Source organism: Pseudovibrio japonicus, from assembly GCF_014651595.1.
Taxonomy (GTDB): Bacteria; Pseudomonadota; Alphaproteobacteria; order Rhizobiales; family Stappiaceae; genus Pseudovibrio; species Pseudovibrio japonicus.
Genome location: NZ_BMXE01000005.1, coordinates 219,247 through 240,947, shown reverse-complemented (window position 1 = coordinate 240,947; position 21,701 = coordinate 219,247). Strand labels below are relative to the sequence as shown.

The window sequence follows — 21,701 nt, the reverse complement described above, 5'->3', positions numbered from 1 at the left end:
ATTGAAGTTGTCTGGTTCTATAAAACTCGTAACTGTCACAGCAATGACCTGCCTGCTCGGATTGCAGGGCATCGCTGTTGCACAAACAGATCCGAGCAGTGGAACCATACCTCAAGGTGCCAGATCTAATGATCCGTATAATCCGAACGGAACACCACTTCTGCTCTCAACACTTGCAATACCTCCTCTCCTCCCTGAGGTCGCACCGACACCGGAGACCATAAAGGGTGATCCCGCATATGGTGCGTTTCAGCGCGGATGGTATCTGACAGCTCTTTCGCTAGCCACAAAGCAGGCTGAAGCAGGCATAACCAGCTCCAAAACATTGCTCGGCGTTCTTTACGAGACCGGCAGGGGAATCCCACAGGATCTGGAGCTGGCTGCCAGCTGGTACCAGCTTGCCTCTGACGATGGCGACCCGAAGGCAGCGCTGCGCCTTGGCTTGCTCTATCTGTCCGGCGCTGGCGTTGAGGCTGACAAGAAAAAGGCAGCCGAGCAGCTGCAAAAAGCAGCTGCAGCCGACATCCCGGAAGCCCTTTACAATCTTTCCCTCCTCCATCAGGAAGGCCAGGTGCTCCCCAATGATCCCGAGCAAATCAAAACGCTGTTGGAACGGGCTTCTGAAACCGGTGACGTCGATGCCATGCTGGACCTTGGCATCTACCTAAAGGACGGCCCGGATGAAATCCGCGATGACCGCCGCGCCGCATTCTGGATGGGACGTGCCGCCCGCCGCGGGCTGGTCCCGGCTCAAATCTACTACGGAACCTTGCTGTTTAAGGGCGAAGGCGTTGTCCCCAATGAGGCCGAAGCTGCCGACTGGTTCGAGCGCGCCGCAAGCAAGGGCAACCCGATTGCCATGAACCGTCTTGCCCGCATTTACGCCAATGGCCGCGGTCGTCCGATTGATCTCGTTGAAGCCTCAGCATGGCAGTTCCATGCAGGTCGGCAAGGTATTCTCGACAGTGCCTTGGAAGAAATGTCCAACTCACTCTCTCTGGAGCAGCAAGAAGAGGCAAGCAAACGCGCAGCTGAAATCGGCGTTAAGATCGGCGCCGCTCCAGTCATGCAGGCAGAGCAGTAGCCCTCTGGATTCCACCCGTGATAATGAACGGGCTGTGGAAACATGGACTAAACCAGTTCTGGACACCCAATGCGCTCTTTTTCCTTGAAAATCGCGCGAAATTATGTTGCACAGACCGCAAGACAGGCTGCGACCCTAGGCTCAGCGCCAATCCGTGTCGGCCTCTGCAAAAGCGTACACCCGAATAGTGGAAACCGGTTTTCGCATCGGGATACGTATGGAAACAAAAGTTTGGAATATGACGCGTCACCATGAATGAACGCGCCATCTTCTGAACAGATCAAACTGATTGGTAGTTCTATGAAACTCAATGGCAACGAAATTAAGCCAGGTCACGTGCTTATGCACCAGGACACACTTTGGGCGGCAGTTAAAGTTCAGCACGTGAAGCCAGGCAAGGGCGGTGCGTTCGCACAGGTCGAAATGAAAAACCTGATCGACGGTCGCAAACTGAATGAACGCTTCCGCGCAACTGAGTCCGTTGAGCGTGTTCGCCTTGAGCAGAAAGACTTCCAGTTCCTCTATGAAGAAGGCGAAATGCTGGTATTCATGGATAACGAAACCTACGAGCAGCTGGAACTCCAGAAAGAATTCGTTGGTGAGCGCGCAGCATTCCTGCAAGACGGCATGACCGTGACTGTTGAGCTGCACGAAGAAAAGCCAATCGGCATCTCCCTCCCAACCCACGTCACTCTGGAAATCGTTGAAGCAGACGCAGTTGTAAAAGGCCAGACCCAGTCTTCCTCTTACAAGCCTGCAGTTCTGGAAAACGGCGTACGTTGTATGGTGCCTCCGTTCATCACCTCCGGTGAGAAGATCGTTGTAGACACCGACACTGTTGAGTACGTGCGTCGCGCAGAGAAATAAGTCAAAAACAATAATGATGAGGCAGCGTACGGCTGCCTCGTTTCCCATTCAGGAACGGTGAATCTAAAATGGCACGTACGGCCCTACTTAACGTAATGGTCCAGGCTGCGACTAAAGCTGGTCGCTCTCTGGCACGGGACTTCGGCGAAATCGAAAACCTGCAAGTATCCCGCAAGGGCCCAGGTGACTTTGTCTCCCAGGCAGATCACAAAGCAGAAAAAATCGTTCGTGAAGAACTTCAAAAAGCACGCCCGACCTACGGCCTGCTGATGGAAGAAGCCGGCGAAATCGAAGGCACAGATGGCCAGCACCGCTGGATCATTGACCCGCTCGACGGAACCACAAACTTCCTCCACGGTATTCCGATCTTTGGTGTCTCCATCGCTCTGGAACGCGCAGGTCAGATCGTAGCATCCGTGATCTACAACCCAATCATGGACGAGCTGTACACCGCAGAAAAAGGCTCCGGCGCATTCTGTAATGACCGCCGCCTCCGCGTCGCTGCGCGTAAAGACCTGACTGACTGCCTCATCGGCACCGGCATTCCATTCATCGGTGTTGGCGACCATGGCCGCGCCCTGAAGGAAATCCGCCACGTCATGGGCGAAGTTGCAGGTATCCGCCGCGCTGGTGCAGCAGCACTGGATCTGGCATGGGTTGCTTCTGGCCGCCTCGATGCATTCTGGGAAAACGGTCTGCATGCATGGGACATGGCAGCAGGCATTCTGCTGGTTCGTGAAGCTGGTGGTTTTGTCTCCGACGCCAACGGCAAGGACAACATGTTCGAATCCCGCACCATCATTGCAGGCAACGAGTTCACCCACCTTCAGCTGCGTGAACTTCTGGCAAAAGCCAAAGCATAAGTGCTGACTAGCTGAGCCATCAGGCCCAGCACCCAAGAATCTTGAAAAGCGGCTTGCACCGGACATCCCGGCAAGCTGCTTTTTTGTTGGCGGCACGCCCTCAGCCGGTCTTCCTCTAAAACTCAAACGCTATTTTTCTGCACCAAGAACTGACAATTTTCGGCACTCCGACCACGTGTTACAGCTTGCACTCCTATTTTCTACCATCTTGGCAGGCACGTTTTCGGGGAAGTCAGAACATGATCAATTTCGATGCTCTCAGGGCCTCTAGCACCCGCACCAGTCCCTACCAATATATCGTCAGCGAAAATGTGATCACCAAAGAGCAAGCCGCCGATGTGCGCAGGGATTACCCCAAGATCAAACAGACTGGATACCTCCCCCTGTCCAAGCTGGAAGCAACCGGCGCCTTCAAGCGACTGATTGACGACCTGCAAAAGCCGGAGCTTGCCGAAATCCTTTCAGAAAAGCTGGGTCTGGACCTGATGGATAAGCCCCGCATGATCACCGTCCGCCGCCTCTCCAAACACGGCGATGGCCGCATTCACAACGATTCCAAGTCCAAGATCTGCACAATGCTGATCTACCTGAACGATGACTGGGACAATGCAGAAGGCGGCGCTATCCGCGCCCTTAACGGCAAAACAGACATGGACGACTACGCAGAGGAAGTCGCCCCCCTCGCCGGCAACGTATTCGCCTTCAAACGCTCAGAATCCAGCTGGCACGGTCACCCCTCCTACAAGGGCGAACGCTATGTGGTGCAAACCACATTCCTGATCTCAGAGGAAGAACTGGCCCGAAAGGAAAAACGCGGCGGCCTCCAGACAAAGTTAAAACGCCTGCTGCGCATCAACTAACTACATTGCCAGCACCAGCGGACCACCAACCGTTTCAAAGCCTCCCTGCACGCGCCCATATACTCGCCAAATGAACGCGTCCGCCATCACCGCGTGAGACCCAAACTTCGAAAAAAGTTATCCATTAAATTTCAATACTGATCCCTTGACCTCAAGTCGACTTGAAGTGGCACGGTAGCCGCCAAAACCTAATCAGGAAAGGCAAACCCGTGCTCACCACAACTCTTCTCCTCAACGCTCTTCTGCTTGGCATCGGCGCTACAATTTTCATGGATCTGGTCGCCTGGGTGCGCCTACGCTACTTCTCAATCCCATCTCTGGATTATCGCTTGGTTGGCCGCTGGCTGCTGTGCATACCTCTCGGGCAATTCCAACCACCAGAACATGATGCAAAGCCCGTCGCAACCTTTTGAACGCTCCCTCGGCTGGGTTGGCCATTACGCCATCGGTGTTGCGTTTGCATTCATTCTGCTTGCGGTGGCCGGACCGGTCTGGCTACAAAACCCAACCATCCAGATGCCGCTAATGATTGGTGTGCTCTCCCTCGCCATCCCCTTCTTCCTTATGCAGCCTGCCTTTGGCTTTGGCATAGCCGCCGCCAAAACGCCTGCCCCAAAGATCGCCAGAATAAGAAGCCTGATCGCCCATCTATCATTCGGGCTGGGTCTTTACCTCACCGGACTGTGCCTCAATCTGCTGCAAACAACCGGGGCAACATCTTAAGATAGGGAGAGCAGCACGTGCTGCTACTTCTCCTCATCCCGTAGCTGGTCAATCACAGCACGAAACTCACTCACCCCTGGCAGAAACGCAGATACTTGATCAGGCGGAAATCGCTCGGCAATTTTTTGGAACAGCGGTTCCAACTGCCGCACAGCATCATCGCGAAACTCACGCCCCGCCGGTGTCAACCACACCCGCTTAGACCGTCCGTCATCCGGGTTGGGGCGCAGCTCCACAAAGCCGTGCTTCTCCAACCCACCAAGCGTGTGCGTCATAGTCGTTTTTGCCACCTGAAACGCCCGAGCCAGCTCCAACGGCGTGGCACCATCAAACCCACGGCTCAAGTGACTGGTCACTCCGAAATGCGAAACCAGAAGGCCCTTTGGCAGCCGCGCTTCCAAAAACGCCGAGCCAATCTGGTTGATAATCCCCACCTCAACGAACATGGAAAAATAAGGTGTCAGGTCGTGGGAGAGAGTATCATCAGGCATTCGTCACTCGTGTTTCCAAAGGCCAGCGCGGGCTGGGATCAATTTGGGGACCATAGCCCAACCGTGCAAGCATTTGAACAGTCTCACCCGGACCTGCGAGCATTTCATGCACCGCAGAATAATGCTCTGCCATTTCAGGATACTCCTGCAACGCCTGACTAACCGGCTGCATGGAAAGGCCCAACCGCGTTGCCGCAAGCTGCAGCCTGATCCATTCGTAGCCCGCTCTAATCTGGTCGACCCGCGAGTTCCCCGGACTGGTGATCACAGCATAGGCCGGTGTTGCGTTCATCTCATTCCTGATTAAGTCCCGTCCCTGCTTGAAGCTTGAACTGGTCTGATCAGCCTGATCCTCGCGGCTCAACATGCCAACCTGCATCAGGCTTTCCAAAAATGGACCACTCAGCGATATGCCATCTGGATTCGCTTCAATCTCGGCTTTGCCAAACCGCATCAAATCAACGCTTTCCATCCACACATGTTGCGTTGTTAGTTCAACATCCATAGCGGCCCATGTTAGCGCCCGCAGTGCTGCGACCTCCGCTTTTTCGCTTTTGATCGTGGCATAATTAGCCAAGACCGCCTGCGCCTCTGCTGATACAGGCACATCCTCATAAGCCTTGCGGTTGGTATGCCGTTCAAAAACATGCGCGAACAGCGGATCGGGGGTGCCCCCCTTCGCAAAGTAAGCTGTTGCAACTGGCCCATCTTCTCCCAGTGGAAACAACTCCGTCTGCAAATCATATCCATCTTCCGCCGCCGCCATGCGCAAAAGCTCCAGAAAACACCCCATGCCAACGGTTAGCTGACGATCATACGGATCAGTCGCTGGCAGGTTGAGTGTTTTGTCGCGGTGTATGACCAGCATCTCACTGCCGCGCAGCTCTGCCACCCATGGCTGACGGTTGTGAGGGTTGGGCGCAAGCAATGCGTAGGATAGCGCCTTCATCCGCGGCTCAGTGTAGGCCCCCGCATCGGCCCAAGGAGCCAGCGCCCGCGTTGGACGGCGAGTTGCCAAAAATCCACCAGCAGAGGCAGTCGCCGCCACAACCACACCACCACCCATAAGGCCAATCATCTTGCGTCTGGAAAGGTTCATCGTTCAACTCCATTTAGTACGATATCGCACTATAAACACATGCACTCACATAAGACAAGTACGATATCGAACTATTTTATCCGACCAATCCCAACCAACCCAATCCTAACCACCCGCAAAACCAACAAATTGAGCCTGTCAGTTTGCGCCTCATTCGTTTTCTTAAAGTAGATTGATCCCACCAATGACCGCGCAACAGACAGGTATTTGCAACGTGAACACCAGGCAAAACCCCTATCCAACTCTGCCAGAAGGGACCCGTATTTACGCAACTGGGGACATTCATGGCCGATACGACCTGCTGGAAGTCATGAGCAAAGCCATAGAAAGCGATTTAGCCAACCGGCCCGTAGCGGACCCCGTTTCAATCTTCCTCGGCGACTATATTGACCGCGGTCCGGACAGCAGAAATGTCATTGAGTTCCTCCTCAATCACCACCAGCGTAGCCCACGGCAAATCTGCCTGAAAGGCAATCACGAAGCCACATTACTGAAGTTTCTGGTAAACCCACCAACATTCTACCATTAGGAAGATCTGGGAGGCTTCGAAACCCTGCTGTCCTACGGCCTTTCCGAACACGAACTCCTCGGCGCTTCTGATGCAGAAAGCGTTCTGGCCCTCTTCTGGGACAACCTGCCCAAGACCCACGAAGATTTCTTCAGATCCCTGCAACTCCAATACAGATGCGGTGACTACCTCTTCGTCCACGCCGGCATCCGCCCCGAGGTCCCGCTGAAAGAGCAAGACCCTGAAGAGCTCATGTGGATCCGCGGCCCCTTCCTCAATTACGAGGAGGACTTCGGCGTCTTCGTCGTCCACGGCCACACCCCTGTCGAACACATCGACCGCCGTACCAACCGGATGGACGTTGACACCGAAGCCTACGCCTCCGGCCGCCTCACCTGCGCCGTTCTGGAAGGCAGCGACATGAAGTTCATCACCGCCACCACCGACGACTGGGACCTCTTCGACATCATCCCCACCCACAGGTAACGCCTATACACAGCAACGAGGTTATTACTGAAAGCCACTCACCTATTCATCATAGGTACACTCAGTGATTAAACCGCAGATACAAATCATCCCACTTCGGATTAAAGCCTTCGATCGCATCAATCTTCCAATCCCGCCGCCACCGTTTCACCTGCTTTTCCCGACGGATCGCATCATTTATGTCTCTGAACTCCTCAAAATAAACCAGCTTGGAGATACCGTATTGCGCTGTAAACCGGCACCCAATCTTGTTCTTATGCTCATAAACCCGCCGCGCAAGATCATTCGTCACGCCAGTATAAAGCGTCCCCCGCGGCTTACTCGCCAAAATATACATGAAGTAAAACATGAGAGCAGTGTGACCAGCCCAACAAGCTCCCACAATCACCCAAACACACCATCATCATTTCAGGGATTTCATCATAAATTCCGGTTCATTGGCTGGGATGGCATTGGTGTGTGCCGCAACCGCTGAAGCCCAACAACCATCGACAACGCCCCAAGCACAACGCTGTTGGGACCCCGCCAGCACACGCTCCTCCCCCCGAGTGTCATCCCGGGCGAAGACCCGGGACCCAGAGCCACACGCCCAATCATCCAATATTAAAAAGCATCCCCCAAGAGAAGACGCTTAACCGAAACGCGCCCGCCCCCACCTAATTCGTACACTCCCATTTGCGAGACCTCATCATGGGTCCCGGCTCGGTGGCCGGGATGACACCAGTGGCGGGGTCCAGCCGTGGCAGTCAATTTAATGCGGACCTCGCCGAACTTCCCACACTCCCGCTCAATATCATCGGAGGTTTTCGTGCTTACCTCTAGCAATCGCGTAAAGGTGGGAAGCCAAGTTTTACAGCAAAGCGCCTGCCTGGGATCTAGCCCTAAGCTCAGAAACTAATTCTCTAATTTTCCGCGAATGGGTGCCTTGCCATTCCTCCAGTGACTGATTTCGCTCCTGCTCTACTTTTTTCCGCGTTTGCTCAAAAACACGAACAGCCTCATCCCACGCAATGATCACAACTCCATCTTCGTCAGCAACTACAATGTCACCAGTCTGAACAGTAATGCCCCCGCACGTAACTGAGCCACCCAACTCCCCAAGTTTCGCTTTTTTGCCCGGTTTAGGGACCACCCCGCGCGCATAAACCGGAAATTCCATATCGCGAATCTCAGCTATGTCCCGAATGACACCATCAATAATAAAACCCGCGATACCCCGCTGCTTGGCAACTGCACAGACGTTGCCGCCCGCCACCGCAAATTTATCATCGCCTGCATCCAGAACCACAACAGAACCACGCGGAGCCTCATAGATCGCAGCATGCATCATCAGATTATCACCGGGCTCGCATTTCACCGTAAACGCTGGACCGACCAGCCTTGGCCCACCGGACCACAAATTATTGATTCCCCGATCCATAAATGCAGTCGGCGATAGAAAATCCGCGTAGTTGCAGGTCGAAAATTCCGAAAAAGTCCTCAAGTCGTTCATTGCTACGGTCTTCTCTCTTTTCGTACAAAGGAGCGCTGTTCACTCATATAGACATCCAATTCGATGGCACTCCACAATTGTATACAACAGAATACAAAAAACAATCACATAAGAAAGCGCGAGGCTTTAGCCATAAGTTCAATCATATTCGGGGTGAGCAACTCAAGTCATCCGCAGCCCAATTCTAATCAGAGCTTCCCCAACGTGACCACATCCCGTCCAAAACACGGCATCAGGGGCGCGAAAATGCGACTTATTTAAAAACTTACGGGTTTCTTACGCGATCTCGGCGATTTGCGGTTTCCTATTGGCCGAAAATCGCGTTATCTAAAGACATCATTCACTATAAAGTGGGCGCCGCGTTGAATGGCCTTGGCCAGACAAAGGAATCCGCTTTGCTTTAGATGTATGCAGGATAATGGCACGCGACTACGATCCCTACAGTCTGTCGAGCCCACAGGTCTACCTGTGGCGCATGATTATTTTTCTAGTCCTGGCGGGCTTCATCGCCTTCGTCTTGATTGGGCAAATTACAGCCGCCTTCATGGCAAACCCGGCATTGAACGGCCTGATCGTGGGCGTCGCCACACTGGGTATCTTACTGTCCTTCCGCCAGGTCCTGCGAATTTTTCCAGAAGTTTCATGGGTAAACGGCTTCCGCCTCGGCGATCCACGCCTTGAGGTCCGCCGCCCACCGGTACTTCTTGCACCCATGGCAACCCTGCTGAGCAACAAAGCAGGCGACATGAGCATCTCGCCAACCACCATGCGCTCCATGCTTGATTCCATCGGCATGCGCTTGGATGAAAGCCGCGAGATCTCACGTTACCTCACGCGCTTGCTCATCTTCCTCGGTCTTGTAGGTACCTTCTGGGGCCTGATGCAAACCGTGAGCGCCGTGGCAACCACCGTCAGCACGCTGAACGCGGCAGGCGGCGATGCAAACGTGCTCTTTGAAGATCTGGTTTCCGGCATCACCGCACAGATGACCGGCCTCGGCATTGCATTCTCCTCCTCGTTGCTTGGTCTGACCGGCTCCCTCGTTTTGGGCTTCCTCGACCTGCAGGCAGGACAAGCCCAAAACCGCTTTTATCAGGAACTGGAAGACTGGCTCTCCACCCTGACCGATATCGATCCGGACGAGCTGGGCAACGGCACATCCGCCGATATGGCAGCAGACCTGCGCATCACACTGGATAAGCTTCGCAAGTCCATGGAAGCAAAGGGCGCCGAGCCGGACGACAGCTCCAACGCCGCCATGAGCAAACTTGCAGAAGGCATTCAGGGCCTCGTCCAACACGTACGCTCCGAGCAGAAAATGATGCGCGAATGGGCCGAGGCACAATCCATGCAACAGCGCCGGATTGAACGCTTCCTGAAAACGCTCACCACAGAGGTAGAGCGGGAGAAGAATTAAAGCATGGCTGGTGTACGCTCACGCAGGTCTCAAAACAACTCAGAGGATTACTGGCCGGGTTTCGTGGATGCCATGTCCGCGCTGCTGCTGGTGTTCATCTTCCTGCTCTCAATCTTCATGATTGCGCAGTTCTTCCTTAGCCAGCAGCTGTCTGGGCGGGATAAGGTGCTCAATCGCCTCAACCAGCAAATCGCTGAACTCACAGAGCTTCTGGCATTGGAAAAAGCCAATGTGGGAGATCTGGAATCCACCATCTCCTCCTTACAACTGGGTCTGGACCAGACCTCTGAAGAACGGGATCGTCTTCAGAGCCTGCTCAACGACCGCTCAGGGCAGATCGATGAGGCAGGTGGCGCACTGGCCGCTCTTCAGGCAAAACTGGAAGGCGAACAGCAGATCAGCGACAAGGCGCTGGCACAGGTAGAACTGCTCAACCAGCAAATCAGCGCCCTGCGCCGCCAGATCGCCGTGCTCGAAGATGCGCTGGAAGCATCTGAGACCCGCGACAGAGAAAGCCAGACCCGCATTGCCGATCTTGGCAAGCGGCTCAACGTGGCCCTCGCCCAGCGTGTGCAGGAACTTTCCAGATACCGCTCCGACTTCTTTGGTCGCCTGCGCGAAATCCTCGCCCAGCGCTCCGATATTGAAGTGGTCGGCGACCGCTTTGTGTTCCAGTCAGAGGTGCTGTTCTCCTCTGGTGATGACGAGGTCAACCCGCAAGGTAAGAACCAGCTGGATATCCTCGCAAGTGCTATTATCGAACTTGAAGGAGAAATCCCGCCAGAGATCAACTGGGTCCTGCGCGTGGATGGCCACACCGATGCCCGTCCCCTCTCCGGCACCGGTCGCCTGCGCGACAACTGGGACCTCTCAGCAGCCCGCGCAATCTCCGTGGTCAAGTACCTCATCGCCAGAGGCGTTGAACCTGACCGCCTGGTCGCTGCCGGTTTTGGTGAATACCAGCCACTGGAACAAGGCACCAGCCCCGAAGCCAACGCCAAAAACCGCCGCATCGAGCTAAAGCTGACACAGCGGTAAGGACGGCTCTCCTAAGTGCAGGAGTACTGAGGAGCGAGGAGACAAAACAAACAAAGGCAGTTCGCTTGATCTCAAATCAGGCAGCTGCCTTTTGTATGTGAAGTAAAACATTAGCCAGCATAGGCACCCAAGCCCCACACTGCACAACAAAAGCACGTTTAACGCATCGCAACAGCACTCCGCTTTGAAGACCAGCAGAATCCTGTATTTTGCGAGCACCTCACATCAGCTGCACTATGAATACCCGCCCCTTGGACTGATCATGAAAGTGCGCCCCGCTTGATGTCATCCCGGCCCCCATACCCCCAAGCCGATCAGCCTGCATTCAGTAGCAGCCCACAAGCAACCTACACAGCACTAACACTCACGGACACGCTCTCTCCGCAATTCGGCTGTCGCACACCTTCACACCCTTCATGTAGCGAGACCATTTCACGATCTCATCCTTATCAGGCACCGAGCGCCAGGATTTGATGATGAAATACGTGCTATCCTCGCCAAGGATCGCCTTGGTCAGCACCGTTTCACTTTTCGAAGCAGGTGTCGTGCTGCAAGAAGAGATGAATAAGCCGTATTCATACCCATTCTCATGGCCTTTACCGACCAGGGCGCCGTTGTGTTCCTTGCAAGCCGGATTGGCCGTCTGCGTATACGCGGCCTCCAGAACACTCATTTTCATCTGGCGAGAATAGTAAATCTGGACAGTCAGCATATCCTTCCAGTCTTCCAAAGACTGGGCATCAGGGATCATCTCGGAGACTAGAAGCCCTGGCTTGCGATCAGAAAAAGCAATCTTGTAACCAACAGGCACACTCACCAACAGGTTTTCATTCTTCAGCCCGGAAGCGCCCAAGGACACCCCACAGGCCAGCATCAGCACAACAAAAGCCCCGAAAAAAATCCGCATGAAAGAACCGACCTGACAGAAAAGCACCAAGAAGAATTGCATCGAACTTAGAGTATAAACCAGAGCCACAGCAAGGGGAGTAACTCCCCCGAAAACAAGCTGACCGAGTTTCGTCCGTGAGATTATGCCCGCCGAGTTTGCAGAGCCACCCACTCTGGCATGCAGCTTAGCAGAAAGCGCTGCTTTGAAGGTCGATCGCCACATAACAACGCAAAGCAACGCGGGAAAAACGCAAAGTCGCGCAAATTGTCTCAAACCAACGCAAACAACAAAAAGCCGCTCCCAAAGCTGGCAGCGGCTTCTCGAATTTTCTCGTACTCGGACGAACCGAAGGACACTCTGACCTAGACAGTCGGAGGGACGATCTTAGCGCTCGTCTTCGTTCTCATCATCGCTAGACTTGAAGTTCGCGAACACAGCATCTGCATCCACTTCCTCTTCTTCCTCACGAGTCTTAGGCGCAGGAGTTGCAAACGCTGCTGCAATTGCCTCTTCGCTTGTTGTTTCGTCAACAGGCATAAGGGTTTGCGGCTCTTCACCTTCCATAGGCTTCGGAGCGTTCTTCGCAGCTTTCTCGACTTCAATGTCCAGCTCAATCTGGGAACACAGCCCCAGCGTCACAGGATCCATCGGCTCAAGATTCGCAGAGTTCCAATGGGTTCTGGTACGAATAGCCTCAATTGTCGGCTTGGTTGTACCAACAAGACGCATGATCTGAGCATCAAGCAGCTCAGGATGGTACCGAACAAGCCACAAGATTGCGTTCGGGCGATCCTGACGGCGAGAAACCGGAGTATAGCGAGGCCCTTTGCGCTTATTCTCAGGAACACGAACCTTCGATTCAAAAAGCTGCATCCGATAGCTTGGATTATTCTGAGCCTTTTCAATCTCTTCACGGGTCAGCTGACCTGCAAGAACCGGGTCCATACCCTTGATGCCCTGTGCAGCTTCACCATCAGCGATCGCCTTCACTTCCAACGGATGCAGCTTACAAAACGCAGCAATCTGATCAAAGCCCAGAGCGGTGTTGTCTACCAACCATACGGCTGTTGCCTTTGGCATAAGCGGTGCGTTGGACATTGTATAAATCCCTCCTGTGTGCTCCACAGCCTAATCAAAGGAGGCGAAGCCGAATTCCATAAGAGTTTTTGGGGAAACTTGAGCGCACTATACGCTCACATTTCCTCAAAAGCAAACCAGTTCAGCACCTGCCTCCACCATCCTCATGAAACCTGTGAGAATTCAAAACCAACCTATGCACATTCCCTAGGCGACTTTGAGGATGATCTTACCAATATGACCGGAGCCTTCCATCCTTTCATGCGCAGCTCTCACTTCGCTGAAATCAAACACTTTATCCAAAACCACCTTAACCCGGCCTGTTTCCAGATACGGCCAGACCTTGGCGCGAAGCGCTTCAGCAAGATGGCCTTTATACTCGTTCGTCCGTGGCCGAAGCGTAGAACCGGTATGCGTCAACCGCTTCATCATTAACCGGCTGAAGTTGACATTTTCCGAAGGGCCGTGGAGCGTCGCGATTTGGCAGATACGCCCTTCAATGGCTGCAACAATCCAGTTTTTCTCGACATAATCACCACCAACCATATCCAGAATGACATCCACACCCTGCTTGCTGGTGATGTTGCCAATCTCTTTCACAAAGTCGGTTTCACGGTAGTTGATCACATAGTCAGCCCCAAGCTCTCGGACCGCCTGCGCTTTCTCCTCAGACCCAACGGTCGTAAACACCTCAGCCCCAAACACCTTTGCCAACTGAATTGCCGTTGTCCCGATCCCGGAGGAGCCACCATGAACAAGGAACCTCTCACCGGACTGCAACCCCAGTCGGTCAAACACATTCGACCAAACTGTAAAGAAGGTTTCTGGAATACCCGCCGCTTCCTCCATGGACAGTCCGGCAGGAACAGGCAGCACGTGAGCAGCAGGCGCAACGCAGTACTGCGCGTAACCGCCACCGGGCGTCAGAGCGCAGACTTTTTCGCCCAACGTATGGGAGGCAACGCCTTCTCCCAACTCGACAATCTCACCGGAGACTTCCAGACCCAGCAAAGGAGACGCACCCGGAGGCGCCGGATATGCGCCCATTCTTTGAAAGACATCCGGACGGTTGATACCGGCAGCATGCACCTTGATCAGCACCTCACCCGCACCAGGTTTCGGCACATTGACCTCTGCAATCTCGAGAACCTCCGAGCCCCCGGCACCATTCATAACCACGGCTTTCATCAGTTCTGGGCGATCATCTACTGTCATTTTTTGCCTCGATCTTCGCAAATAGCTAAAACTGCCGCTTGCTCACTTGTTCAATTCGGAGAAGAATAGTTGGCAACCAGAGCCCGTCTACCCCACCAATGGTGAATTCTCTGTTTTTTTGAAACAGAGAATACGCTGAAGGCCAAAAGAAGGAGTTCGTAGAAGCCATGGGTATTTTTGATGATGATGATACACCACGCAGAGCAACCTCCGGAGTAGTCCTGGGAGAACCACTCAGCGCCTTGTCGATCCACGAATTAAACGAACGCCTTGAGCAACTTAAGGCAGAAATCACACGCGTTGAGGATGAGATCAAAACAAAGTCCAATATCAGCGCGTCTGCAGAAAGATTCTTCAAGTAATAAAACACTGCTTAAAACAAAACAAACATATATACATAAAATAGATTTGGACATAACGCAAAATATATAGATGATATACTTATAATTTACGCATCGTTAACTATTTTAAATTAAAACTTAGCTATTCCAGTTGATCTGGATCCAGAGTGATTGCTCACTCTGCTTGACGCCTCCCTGTTAAAACACCTTAGAGCCGCACCGATGCGGCTCTTTTTTTGCCTGAAAACCGTCCTGCCCGAGATCAACCACTCAATTTACAACCCTGACTTGGCACGGGCTTTGCTGCTCTCAAAATGAAGTAAGATCTCTTGCTCCATTTCGAGACAGTTTTAGTCTTTCCCAAAGGCTCACTTCAACTTTCGAGCCCTAAGTGTTTCAGACTGGGAAAGCCGGGAACAAGCGCAAGAGAAACCTAACGTGATCACTGAGGGGTTTTAAAATGGGTGAATTCAGTACTGAAACAGGACCAGAAAATACCTTCAGCTTTGCGCAACGGCTCATGTCCTCAGAAAACTTCATGCTGCTATTCCGCGAAGGCATGGGGCTGATTGAAGAAACAGCCTCCTATCTTGACGGGCCAGGAAGAAAACAGAGCAAAGCTCTCGGGACGGCCGCCTCACTCGCCTACGCCACAGAATCCATGCGTCTCACCACCCGCCTCATGCAACTGGCCTCCTGGCTTCTCTTGCAACGCGCGGTCAACAACGGCGAGATCATGCAAGCCGAAGCACAGAATGAGAAAAACAAGATACGCGTCGACAATGCATCCAGAGACCTGCAGAACCCGGCCTGGACTGACCTGCCCGAGAAGCTGCGCTCCCTGATCCAGATGTCCTTCCAGCTACAAAGACGCGTCAAACATATCGACAATATGCTCAAGGAAGAGCTCTTGCGAGAACAAGCCGCCAACACCTCCAATCCGGTGGGTGATCAGCTGTCCCATATCAAGGCCACCTTCAAGTAAGTCCAATAGAGTTCGCTGGCCGTAAACTCCGCTGGCAACCCTGCGCACTCCTCAAACGCGCACAAAAAAACCCGAAGCAAACGCTTCGGGTTTTTTAATTTCGCAAACTTCAGAGCAGTTATTTGCCCAGGAAGCCACCAAACTTGTTGGTGAAGCGGGACACGCGACCACCACGGTCCATAAGCTGACGGTCACCGCCAGTCCATGCTGGGTGGGAGCTCGGGTCGATGTCGAGCTGCAGAGTGTCACCTTCTTTACCGTAAGTAGAACGGGTGGTGAATTCGCTACCATCAACGAGCTTTACAGTGATGGTGTGGTAATCTGGATGAATGTCCTGTTTCATGACTAAACTGTCCTGTCAGCAACGGCCGGGCCGCCTCGATCAAAAGATGGGCTTTGGGCTGGCCTGAAGCATCGGTAGAAAGAAGCCGCGCTTTACTAAACACGGCATAATCGTGAAGGGGTCTATAACCCATCCAAACCGAGGAGACAAGGGGGTACACCCCGCAGAAATCCAGAGAAAGTGCTTGCAATTAAATCTGGCGGGACACATCTACTGCATCATAAGATAAACATTGATGATTTGGCATAAATCCGGGGGTGGCATGAGCCAGCAGGACTCAAACAATCGGGAAAAGATCTTGCGGCCACTAGCAACGCTTTTCCCTTATCTTTTAAGGCACAAGGCCCGTCTGGTTCTGGCAACCTTCGCTCTGTTGGCTGCAGCCGGTCTCACCTTGGTGCTGCCAATTGCAGTCCGCTACATGGTTGATTACGGCTTTACGGGCGACAATCCCAACCTGATCGATGACTATTTCATCTTCATCATTTTTGTAATCGCCTTGCTCGCGATCACCAGCTCACTACGCTATTACATGGTGATGATGATCGGCGAACGAGTCGTTGCTGATCTGCGCTCCGATGTGTTCCGCCACCTCTCCTACTTGTCTCCGTCGTTTTACGACAAGACCAAGTCTGGCGAAATCATCTCCCGCCTTACTGCAGATACCACACTGATTCAATCTGCCTTCGGCGCCAGTGCCTCAATCGCCCTGCGCCACCTACTGATGTTTGCGGGCTCCACCACCTTGATGGTCATCACCAGCCCGCGTCTCTCCCTGTTTGTGCTGCTTGCAATTCCACTGATCGTGCTTCCATTGCTTGGCTTTGGTCGTGCAGTGCGCAACAGAACCAGCCATGTACAATCAACGCTCGCCAACGCAATCGCCTACGCAACTGAAGTGCTTGGCTCCATCCGTACGCTTCAGGCCTTCACAAACGAAAAGAACGTGTCCGACCGATTTGAGGGCGATATCGAGACAACCTATGAAGCTGCTCTCATTGCCACCCGCGCCCGCGCACTTCTCATCGCCACAATCATCCTAATCATCGCCTCCAGCATCGTAGCCGTACTCTGGGTTGGCGCACTGGACGTGATTGATGGACGTATGACGGGTGGTCAGCTCACACAGTTCCTCATCTACTCCATCATTGCCGCTGGAGCTATGAGCGAACTCTCACAGGTATGGGGCGAACTGGCAAAGGCCACAGGTGCCGCAGACCGCATTACCGGATTGTTGCATGTGCCCTCCGATATCAACGCTCCGGAAAATCCGGTCGCCCTGCCCTCACCGGCCATCGGTGAGATCGAGTTTAGCGATGTCACATTCCATTACCCCACAGCGAAAGAAGCTGGCGTTCTGGAAGGGCTGAACCTGTCAGTCAAAAAAGGCGAGACCGTCGCAATCGTTGGCCCAAGTGGTGCAGGCAAGTCCACCCTATTCCAGCTGCTGATGCGGTACTACGACCCCGTCTCCGGCAAAATCACACTGGATGGCACCGAACTTGATGCCACAGATCCACGTGACCTGCGCGAGCACATCGCATTGGTGCCGCAGGATACCGCGATCTTTGGTAGCTCCATTGCAGAAAACATCGCCTTTGGCAAAGACAACGCGACCCGTGAGCAAATCGTGGACGCCGCAAGGTTCGCGCTGGCAGACGACTTCATCAGCACCATGAAGGATGGATATGACACCCTCATTGGCGAGCGTGGTGTCACCCTCTCTGGCGGTCAACGCCAGCGCATCGCCATTGCCCGCGCTATCCTGAAGGATGCACCTGTGCTCCTTCTAGACGAAGCCACCAGCGCACTTGATGCTGCCAGCGAGACCATCGTTCAAAAAGCACTCGATAAGCTGATGGAAGGGCGTACAACGCTCATCATTGCTCACCGTCTGGCAACAGTGCTCAAAGCAGACCGCATCGTAGTGATGGAGGCCGGCAAGATCGTTGAGGAAGGCACCCACGACACGCTGGTCGCCCAAAACGGTCTTTACGCTAAGCTCGCCAGAATGCAGTTCGAAGTTGGTGCCGAAGCGCTCAACTCGCAGCAACAGCTAAGTTAGAACAAAAAAAGCCGCGCTTCTAAGGAGCGCGGCTTTTGATAAGGCGAACAAACAGATTACTCTGGCTCGTTCACATTCACTGTATAGTTCAGCGGCAAGCGTGCGCCATCTGCAAAGATCGTTTGCCCAGAAATATAGCTCGCATCGTCTGACGCAAGAAAAGCCGCAATACCTGCGATTTCTGCTGGCTGGCCCAGACGACCAAGCGGAGTGCGGGACAGCACGGTTTGCATCTTACCCGCATCCTGAACGACACTCTTGAGCATTTCGGTTTCAATAGAACCCGGCCCAATGCCATTTACACGAATGCCATGCTTGGCCAAAGCAACTGCAGAAACATTGGTCAGCTGATTTAAGCCACCCTTGGAGACTGTGTAAGGCACTTGATCAGGGATCGCCAGAACACTGTTGACCGAGCTGATATTGATGATTGAGCCTGCAGGCCCACCGTCTTCAACCCGCTCCACCATGTGCCGGGCAACAGCCTGGGAACACAGGAAGGCGCCCTTGAGATTGACGCGAAGAACCTGGTCAAAATCTTCCTCGGAAACCTGTAGGAAATCGCCTGCGGCGGTGATGCCGGCGTTATTCACCAACACGTCAACATCACCAAACTCATCAAGGGTGTTCGCAACCATGTTACGTACATCCAGTCGAACACTGACATCGCAATGGCTGAACGCCACAGGTCCAAACTCCGAGAGAGCTTCCTGTGCTGCTTCACCCGCACGCTCATCAGCGTCGGAAATCATGACTTTGGCGCCATCTTGCAAGAAACGCTGCGCTATTGCGTAACCGATGCCTTGAGCGCCACCGGTTACAATCGCAACTTTTTTCTCTAGTTTCACTTTGAAGATACCTCTGGCATTGCCGAAAATTTTGCCGACCTTAGTCGTAAAGGTTAGCTATGTCGACGTACTTCTACAGTAAAAACTACGTAGTTCCTCTGAATTTAACCGACCGATGCCAGGCCACGAACAGAAATCGCCTCGGCAATCTCATCCAATATCGCGGGGTCATCAATCGTTGCGGGCATCTTGAAATCTTCGCCATCAACGATCTTCCGCATGGTCCCACGCAGGATTTTGCCTGACCGCGTTTTTGGAAGGCGCTCAACCGTAATCGCCAGCTTGAAGGCTGCAACAGGCCCAACCTTTTCACGCACCAGAGCAATAAGCTCTTTTTCGATCTCGTCCGTAGGCTTTTCAACCCCACTCTTAAGCACAACAAACCCGCATGGCAGCTGACCTTTGAGATTATCGGAAATACCAATCACCGCACACTCGGCTACAGCGGGGTGCTCTGAAAGCACCTCTTCCATTCCGCCAGTGGACAGACGATGTCCAGCAACATTGATGATGTCATCAGTGCGCGACATGACGAAAAGATAGCCATCTTCATCTATCAGGCCAGCATCCGCCGTCTTGTAGTAGCCCGGGAATTCGGCAAGATAGGCTTCCTTGAAACGGTCATCTGCATTCCAAAGTGTTGGCAGCGAGCCCGGAGGCATCGGCAGCTTCACCACAATATTGCCCAGTTCACCAACACCAAGCTCATTGCCTTCATCATCCAACACACGCATGTCATAGCCCGGCATCGGCACGGTGGAACTGCCCAGTTTGACCGGCAGCTTGCCAAGTCCCAGAGGGTTGCCAGCAATACACCAGCCGGTTTCCGTCTGCCACCAATGGTCGATCACAGGCACACCGAGGAGGTTCTCCGCCCACAAAATGGTATCCGGATCAGCACGCTCTCCAGCAAGGAACAGTGACCGCAAACCAGATGTGCTGTACTTGGCCAATTCCTTGCCTTCCGGGTCTTCCTTCTTGATGGCACGGAACGCCGTCGGCGCAGTGAACAGCGAAACCACTGAGTGCTCGGAAATCACACGCCAGAACGCACCGGCATCCGGCGTTCCCACTGGTTTGCCTTCATAAAGAATAGTCGCGGCCCCATGAAGCAGCGGCGCGTAAACGATGTAGGAGTGCCCAACAACCCAGCCCACATCAGAAGCGGCCCAGAACACTTCGCCCGGATCAACGCCATAAAGGTTGTCCATGGACCACTTCAGCGCAACCATGTGGCCACCATTATCACGCACCACGCCTTTGGGCTGGCCAGTCGTGCCGGAGGTGTAAAGCACATAGAGAGGATCGGTCGCAGCAACAGGAACGCACTCGGTGGTCATCTTCTCTGACACCGCAGTTGTCATCAGCGCGCCTAAATCAAAGTCGCGGCCTTCAATAAGATCAGCGGTCAGTTGCTCGCGTTGCTGAATAAAACAGAAATCAGGTTTGTGGGAGGACAGTTCAATCGCCTGGTCAAGCAGCGGCTTGTAAGCCACCACACGCCCCGGCTCGATACCACAGGACGCGCTAACGATCGCCTTGGGCTTGCAATCTTCAATACGAACAGCAAGCTCCTGCGCAGCAAACCCCCCAAATACAACTGAGTGGATCGCACCAAGACGCGCACAGGCCAGCATCGCGAACATCGCCTGTGGGATCATCGGCATATAAATCAGCACCATTGTGCCTTTTTCTACACCCCTCTCCCGAAGCAGAGCCGCCATAGCGCCCACTTCCTCTTGCACATCATGGTAGGTGTAAGTCCGCTTCTCACCAGTAACCGCACTGTCATAAATGATTGCAGGTTGCCCTGGGCGGCCATGTTCCACATGCCGGTCAACGCAGTTATAACAGGTGTTGCACTCACCACCGACGAACCAACGACCATACGCTCCTAGTGACGCATCAAAGGTTTTGGTATAGGGCGAGAACCAGTCGATGCCCTTTGCAGCCTCATCCCAAAAGGCTTCTTTGTTCTCTTTCCATCCATTATAGATGTCGTGATATCGGCTCGTCATAACTGCTCTCCTCCCATGCACCCCTGCACAGTACCTGACCACAGGTTCGCGTAAGACTGAGCCCAGAAAGGCCCAAAGGCAAGTTGTGCCATATTAGAAAATCGGCTTATAACGAATGATGAACCCGCGCCTCCAATCCGGGTATTTCTTGCTTTCCCTTTAATTAAAAAGGACTTGCCTGCCCCTCCGCAGGGAATACATCATGCTGCCAATCACCGATCCCTACTTCTACCTCTGTGCAATACCCGCTGTTTTCATTGTTGGCATGGCAAAAGGAGGGTTCGGAGGCGGTCTTGCTCTCGTCGGCGTACCGCTCATGTCATTGGCAATTCCGCCTGTGCAAGCAGCAGGCATACTTCTCCCGATCTTGCTTGTTATGGACGCCGTTGGGTTGCTGTCTTATCGGGCCATATACTGCAGGAAAACATTGCTCATCGTCATACCCGCTGGCCTCGCAGGAACATTAATCGGATATTTCGGCGCTGCTCATATCTCTGATACCCATATTCGGCTGATCACCGGCGGCATCGCCTTGGTCTTTGTGCTCGACTATTGGTTCAACAATAAAGCCAGCAAACCACCTAAACCGCACAACGTCATTATGGGTGGATTTTGGGGTGCAACCTCTGGCGTCACCAGTTTCATCGCCCATGCAGGCGGAGCCCCTTTTCAGATGTACGTTCTCCCACTCAGACTGGCACCACCCGTCATGGCCGGAACAGCAGTCATCTTCTTCGCGGTCATCAACTTCTCTAAGGTCCTGCCCTACTTCGCACTTGGCCAGTTTGATGCCAAAAATATCGCAACATCTCTGATTCTGCTCCCACTAGCTCCTTTGGCAACATTGGCAGGGATTAGGATCGCAAAACACATCGACAAGGTACTCTTCTACAAGATCACCTATGGAGCGCTCTTCATTGTCGCACTGAAACTAATTTGGGATGGGACTTTAGGCGCTTAATGCCGATACCCTAAGACAAGCGCTACAGCTG

At 53.4% G+C, this 21,701-nt stretch carries 24 protein-coding genes; 13 read left to right on the top strand and 11 right to left on the bottom strand.

What is annotated here, in order from left to right:
• Window position 1 precedes the first annotated feature (1 nt).
• The 6 genes from IE076_RS15365 (at window position 2) to IE076_RS15345 (ending at window position 4,397) form a co-directional block, all read left to right on the top strand.
• On the top strand, window positions 2–1,084 hold the full coding sequence (locus IE076_RS15365) for a tetratricopeptide repeat protein (RefSeq protein ID WP_209009162.1): 1,083 nt from the start codon (window positions 2–4) through the stop codon (window positions 1,082–1,084).
• Between the two features lie 300 nt (window positions 1,085–1,384).
• Window positions 1,385–1,951: an elongation factor P gene (gene efp, locus IE076_RS15360; RefSeq protein WP_189437742.1), complete on the top strand. Its 567-nt coding sequence runs from the start codon at window positions 1,385–1,387 to the stop codon at window positions 1,949–1,951.
• Window positions 1,952–2,019: 68 nt separating this feature from the next.
• Complete coding sequence (locus IE076_RS15355) at window positions 2,020–2,814, top strand: inositol monophosphatase family protein (RefSeq protein WP_189437656.1); 795 nt, start codon at window positions 2,020–2,022, stop codon at window positions 2,812–2,814.
• A gap of 239 nt (window positions 2,815–3,053) precedes the next feature.
• The gene (locus IE076_RS15350; RefSeq protein ID WP_209009161.1) at window positions 3,054–3,674 is read left to right on the top strand and encodes a 2OG-Fe(II) oxygenase; all 621 of its coding nucleotides are present in this window, start codon (window positions 3,054–3,056) and stop codon (window positions 3,672–3,674) included.
• Window positions 3,675–3,883: 209 nt separating this feature from the next.
• Window positions 3,884–4,087, top strand: a complete 204-nt coding sequence (locus IE076_RS22715) for a DUF2938 family protein (RefSeq protein WP_209009160.1) — start codon at window positions 3,884–3,886, stop codon at window positions 4,085–4,087.
• Entirely contained in the window at window positions 4,059–4,397 is a 339-nt protein-coding gene (locus IE076_RS15345; RefSeq protein WP_209009159.1) for a DUF2938 family protein, read from the top strand. Before IE076_RS22715 ends, IE076_RS15345 begins: the two co-directional genes overlap by 29 nt.
• A 23-nt stretch (window positions 4,398–4,420) precedes the next feature.
• On the opposite strand, the gene IE076_RS15340 is transcribed toward IE076_RS15345, so the two are convergent.
• Window positions 4,421–4,888: a MarR family winged helix-turn-helix transcriptional regulator gene (locus IE076_RS15340; protein WP_189437655.1), complete on the bottom strand. Its 468-nt coding sequence runs from the start codon at window positions 4,886–4,888 to the stop codon at window positions 4,421–4,423.
• Window positions 4,881–5,987, bottom strand: coding sequence for an Acg family FMN-binding oxidoreductase (locus IE076_RS15335; RefSeq protein ID WP_189437654.1), 1,107 nt, complete (start codon window positions 5,985–5,987; stop codon window positions 4,881–4,883). Before IE076_RS15335 ends, IE076_RS15340 begins: the two co-directional genes overlap by 8 nt.
• Window positions 5,988–6,171: 184 nt before the next feature.
• Here IE076_RS15335 and IE076_RS22710 point away from each other — a divergent pair, with 184 nt between their 5' ends.
• Entirely contained in the window at window positions 6,172–6,516 is a 345-nt protein-coding gene (locus IE076_RS22710; RefSeq protein ID WP_209009158.1) for a metallophosphoesterase, read from the top strand.
• On the opposite strand, the gene IE076_RS22705 is transcribed toward IE076_RS22710, so the two are convergent.
• The 3 genes from IE076_RS22705 to IE076_RS15320 all read right to left on the bottom strand — a co-directional run bounded on the left by IE076_RS22705 (window position 6,475) and on the right by IE076_RS15320 (window position 8,473).
• Window positions 6,475–6,975, bottom strand: coding sequence for a hypothetical protein (locus tag IE076_RS22705; protein WP_209009157.1), 501 nt, complete (start codon window positions 6,973–6,975; stop codon window positions 6,475–6,477). The two genes, IE076_RS22710 and IE076_RS22705, sit on opposite strands and share 42 nt — an antisense overlap.
• Window positions 6,976–7,042: 67 nt before the next feature.
• Window positions 7,043–7,318, bottom strand: coding sequence for a GIY-YIG nuclease family protein (locus IE076_RS15325; protein ID WP_308936436.1), 276 nt, complete (start codon window positions 7,316–7,318; stop codon window positions 7,043–7,045).
• A 513-nt stretch (window positions 7,319–7,831) separates the two neighbouring features.
• Window positions 7,832–8,473, bottom strand: a complete 642-nt coding sequence (locus IE076_RS15320; RefSeq protein ID WP_189437652.1) for an RraA family protein — start codon at window positions 8,471–8,473, stop codon at window positions 7,832–7,834.
• Window positions 8,474–8,891: 418 nt separating this feature from the next.
• On the opposite strand from IE076_RS15320, the gene IE076_RS15315 reads away from it, so the two are divergent.
• Window positions 8,892–9,890: a flagellar motor protein MotA gene (locus IE076_RS15315; RefSeq protein WP_189437651.1), complete on the top strand. Its 999-nt coding sequence runs from the start codon at window positions 8,892–8,894 to the stop codon at window positions 9,888–9,890.
• A gap of 3 nt (window positions 9,891–9,893) precedes the next feature.
• The gene (locus IE076_RS15310; RefSeq protein WP_189437650.1) at window positions 9,894–10,928 is read left to right on the top strand and encodes a peptidoglycan -binding protein; all 1,035 of its coding nucleotides are present in this window, start codon (window positions 9,894–9,896) and stop codon (window positions 10,926–10,928) included.
• A 364-nt stretch (window positions 10,929–11,292) separates the two neighbouring features.
• Here IE076_RS15310 and IE076_RS15305 read toward each other — a convergent pair whose 3' ends face one another.
• From IE076_RS15305 to IE076_RS15295, 3 genes are all read right to left on the bottom strand, one after another.
• Entirely contained in the window at window positions 11,293–11,835 is a 543-nt protein-coding gene (locus IE076_RS15305) for a hypothetical protein (RefSeq protein WP_189437649.1), read from the bottom strand.
• Between the two features lie 366 nt (window positions 11,836–12,201).
• A complete protein-coding gene (locus IE076_RS15300) occupies window positions 12,202–12,915 on the bottom strand; it encodes a DUF1013 domain-containing protein (RefSeq protein ID WP_189437648.1) in 714 nt (237 codons plus the stop codon).
• A 186-nt stretch (window positions 12,916–13,101) separates the two neighbouring features.
• A complete protein-coding gene (locus tag IE076_RS15295; RefSeq protein ID WP_189437647.1) occupies window positions 13,102–14,109 on the bottom strand; it encodes an NAD(P)H-quinone oxidoreductase in 1,008 nt (335 codons plus the stop codon).
• A 167-nt stretch (window positions 14,110–14,276) separates the two neighbouring features.
• Between IE076_RS15295 and IE076_RS15290 the strand changes: the two genes are divergently transcribed.
• Entirely contained in the window at window positions 14,277–14,471 is a 195-nt protein-coding gene (locus tag IE076_RS15290) for a DUF1192 domain-containing protein (protein ID WP_189437646.1), read from the top strand.
• A 439-nt stretch (window positions 14,472–14,910) separates the two neighbouring features.
• A complete protein-coding gene (rcdA, locus tag IE076_RS15285) occupies window positions 14,911–15,435 on the top strand; it encodes a protease adaptor protein RcdA (RefSeq protein ID WP_189437645.1) in 525 nt (174 codons plus the stop codon).
• A 118-nt stretch (window positions 15,436–15,553) separates the two neighbouring features.
• On the opposite strand, the gene rpmE is transcribed toward rcdA, so the two are convergent.
• Complete coding sequence (rpmE, locus tag IE076_RS15280) at window positions 15,554–15,778, bottom strand: 50S ribosomal protein L31 (protein ID WP_008551475.1); 225 nt, start codon at window positions 15,776–15,778, stop codon at window positions 15,554–15,556.
• 262 nt (window positions 15,779–16,040) lie between these two features.
• On the opposite strand from rpmE, the gene IE076_RS15275 reads away from it, so the two are divergent.
• Complete coding sequence (locus IE076_RS15275) at window positions 16,041–17,843, top strand: ABC transporter transmembrane domain-containing protein (protein ID WP_209009156.1); 1,803 nt, start codon at window positions 16,041–16,043, stop codon at window positions 17,841–17,843.
• 56 nt (window positions 17,844–17,899) lie between these two features.
• Here IE076_RS15275 and IE076_RS15270 read toward each other — a convergent pair whose 3' ends face one another.
• On the bottom strand, window positions 17,900–18,691 hold the full coding sequence (locus IE076_RS15270; protein ID WP_189437644.1) for an SDR family NAD(P)-dependent oxidoreductase: 792 nt from the start codon (window positions 18,689–18,691) through the stop codon (window positions 17,900–17,902).
• A 104-nt stretch (window positions 18,692–18,795) separates the two neighbouring features.
• On the bottom strand, window positions 18,796–20,709 hold the full coding sequence (locus tag IE076_RS15265; protein WP_189437643.1) for a propionyl-CoA synthetase: 1,914 nt from the start codon (window positions 20,707–20,709) through the stop codon (window positions 18,796–18,798).
• A gap of 202 nt (window positions 20,710–20,911) precedes the next feature.
• On the opposite strand from IE076_RS15265, the gene IE076_RS15260 reads away from it, so the two are divergent.
• On the top strand, window positions 20,912–21,670 hold the full coding sequence (locus tag IE076_RS15260; RefSeq protein WP_189437642.1) for a sulfite exporter TauE/SafE family protein: 759 nt from the start codon (window positions 20,912–20,914) through the stop codon (window positions 21,668–21,670).
• The last annotated feature ends 31 nt before the right edge of the window (window positions 21,671–21,701 follow it).